Source organism: Stenotrophomonas sp. HMWF023, assembly GCF_003060985.1.
Taxonomy (GTDB): Bacteria; Pseudomonadota; Gammaproteobacteria; order Xanthomonadales; family Xanthomonadaceae; genus Stenotrophomonas; species Stenotrophomonas lactitubi.
The window spans coordinates 1-2,480 of record NZ_QAIJ01000054.1; the positions used below are offsets into that span (position 1 = coordinate 1).

Here is a 2,480-nt window from a genome sequence, read left to right on the forward strand (position 1 = left end):
GGGTCCGGTGGCGGGAGACGCCGTAAACCCATCCATGGGGGCTTGGCCGCGGCATCCATGCCGCGGACACTCCCGCCACCGGACCCACCCCGCCTTCGACAGATCTCCGCAATCTGTCGGGATGGCATGGCCTGCTCTTGGTTGGTGTCGACCTTGGTCGACACGGTAGATCCACGCCATGCGTGGATGAATTTCCATCGAGATCGAATATCTCGAATTGAAACCGAGAAGCATCCACGCATGGCGTGGATCTACCCGATCGCGGCAATCCGACACCGCCCGGCCAACTCACGGAAAGCCCGCTGTTGCTGTTGCTGTTGCTGTTGCTTCGGCTCTGGCGTCTGCAGGTGCAGGGCGCAGCCCTGCCGAACAACCCTCTACCTGCGCGGCAGGTAGGTCACCAGTGACAGGTCATGCCGGCTCTCCGGCACCAGCGCCACGTACTGCAGGTCCAGCAGCCCGCGCGTGGGATGGTTCAGCTTCTTCGCGCCTTCGTCGAAACGACGCACATCGTGCTCCGGCCACCACTCACGGAACTGCTCGCTGTGCGTGCCGATGTCCTCGGCCAGCGCCAGGAACGGCGCCTTGTCCGGCGCCTGCGCCATCGCCGCGCGGAAGCTGGCCAGCAGCCCCCGGGTCATTTCTTCCCAGTTGAGGATCAACGTTCTGTACGGCGGATACAGGAACATCAGCCGCAGCGTATTGCGCTCATGCGGCGCCAACTGACCGTAGTCGACAAACAGATCGGCGATGGCCGGATTCCAGGCCAGGATGTCGAAACGGGTATTGCGCACGTAGGCCGGGATCGGCTGCATCGCCTCCACCAGCTGGCGCAGGCCGTCGGTCACCGTTTCGTCGGGCGATTCCAGCGGCACCCCGTAGCCGGACAGCGCGAACGCGTAGGCGCGCTCGTCGTCGCTCATCCGCAGCACCTGCGCCAGGCGCTCCAGCACCTCGGGCGAGGCCCGCACTTCGCGGCCCTGCTCGATCCAGGTGTACCAGCTGACGCTGACCCCGATAGCCAGCGCGACTTCCTCGCGCTTCAGGCCCGGCGTGCGCCTGCGCCCCCCTGGCAGCCCCAGTGTTGCTGGCTCGACCCGAGCGCGGCAGGCCTTGAGAAAGCCACCCAGTTCCTTGCGTTCGGCTTCACTGCGCATCATCGCCCTGCCCTGCAGGTTTCAACAGCATTGCGGGACGCCCATGACGTCCCGCAACGCAGGGCCCGGGCAGCGGAGGGTACCGCTGTCGCCGGGCACGCATCAGGCATCGATGCGCTTGGAGCCGACCGCCAGGCCGGCCTTCAGGCTGGCCTCGACGAATTCGTCCAGGTCACCATCGAGCACCTTCTGCGTATCCGAACGCTCGATGCCGGTGCGCAGGTCCTTGATACGGCTCTGGTCGAGCACGTAGTTGCGGATCTGGCTGCCCCAGCCGATGTCGGACTTGGTGGCTTCCACCGCATCGCGCTCGGCGTTGCGCTTCTGGATTTCCAGCTCGTACAGCTTGGCGGCCAGCATCTTCATCGCGTTGTCGCGGTTCTGGTGCTGGCTGCGGCCGGTCTGGCAGGCCACGACCGTGTTGGTCGGGATGTGGGTGATACGCACCGCCGACTCGGTCTTGTTGACGTGCTGACCACCGGCACCGGACGAGCGGTACACGTCGGTACGCAGATCGGCCGGATTGATGTCGATTTCGATGTTGTTGTCCACTTCCGGCGACACGAACACCGAGGTGAAGCTGGTATGGCGGCGGTTGTCCGAGTCGAACGGCGACTTGCGCACCAGGCGGTGCACGCCGGTCTCGGTCTTCAGCCAGCCATAGGCGTAGTCGCCTTCCACGCGCAGCGTGGCCGACTTGATGCCCGCGACGTCACCACCGGAGACTTCCATCAGCTCGGTCTTCCAGCCACGCGATTCACACCAGCGCAGGTACATGCGCAGCAGGATCTCGGCCCAGTCCTGGGCTTCGGTGCCACCGGCGCCGGCCTGGATGTCGACGAATGCCGGGGCAGTGTCCATCTGGCCGGAGAACATGCGCTGGAACTCCAGCTTCTCCACGTGCGCCTGGTGCTTGTCCAGGTCGGCCACCACGGCCAGCGCGGTGTCCTCGTCCTGCTCGGACTCGGCCAGCTCCAGCAGTTCGGTGGCGTCGCTCAGGCCTTCCAGCACCGCGGCGATGCCGCCCACGGTCTTTTCCAGGGTCGAGCGCTCGCGCCCCAGGTTCTGGGCGTACTCGGCGTTGTTCCAGACGTCGGGGCTTTCCAGCTCCCGCGTTACTTCTTCAAGACGCTCTTTCTTGGCGTCGTAGTCAAAGATACCCCCGGAGCGACAACACGCGATCGGTCAGATCGGCGATGCGCTGGCGGACAGGATTCAGTTCGATCATGTCGGCGGTTATGCATTCAAAAGATGACTGCAAATGATACCGCAGCCCGGAGTGAACCGGCGCAAAAGCCAGGTTCGGACTGCCCCGTCCCTACC

Annotated in this window: 2 protein-coding genes; both read right to left on the reverse strand. The window is 65.0% G+C overall.

Annotated elements, in window-relative coordinates:
* Positions 1 to 377: 377 nt before the first annotated feature.
* Positions 378 to 1,160, reverse strand: a complete 783-nt coding sequence (locus DBR20_RS02190; RefSeq protein WP_108265033.1) for a helix-turn-helix transcriptional regulator — start codon at positions 1,158 to 1,160, stop codon at positions 378 to 380.
* Between the two features lie 99 nt (positions 1,161 to 1,259).
* A protein-coding gene (prfB, locus tag DBR20_RS02195) for a peptide chain release factor 2 (RefSeq protein ID WP_099818762.1) occupies positions 1,260 to 2,385 on the reverse strand; the annotation gives its coding sequence in 2 pieces (ribosomal slippage) (positions 1,260 to 2,309 and positions 2,311 to 2,385; 1,125 coding nt in all).
* Between the last annotated feature and the right edge of the window lie 95 nt (positions 2,386 to 2,480).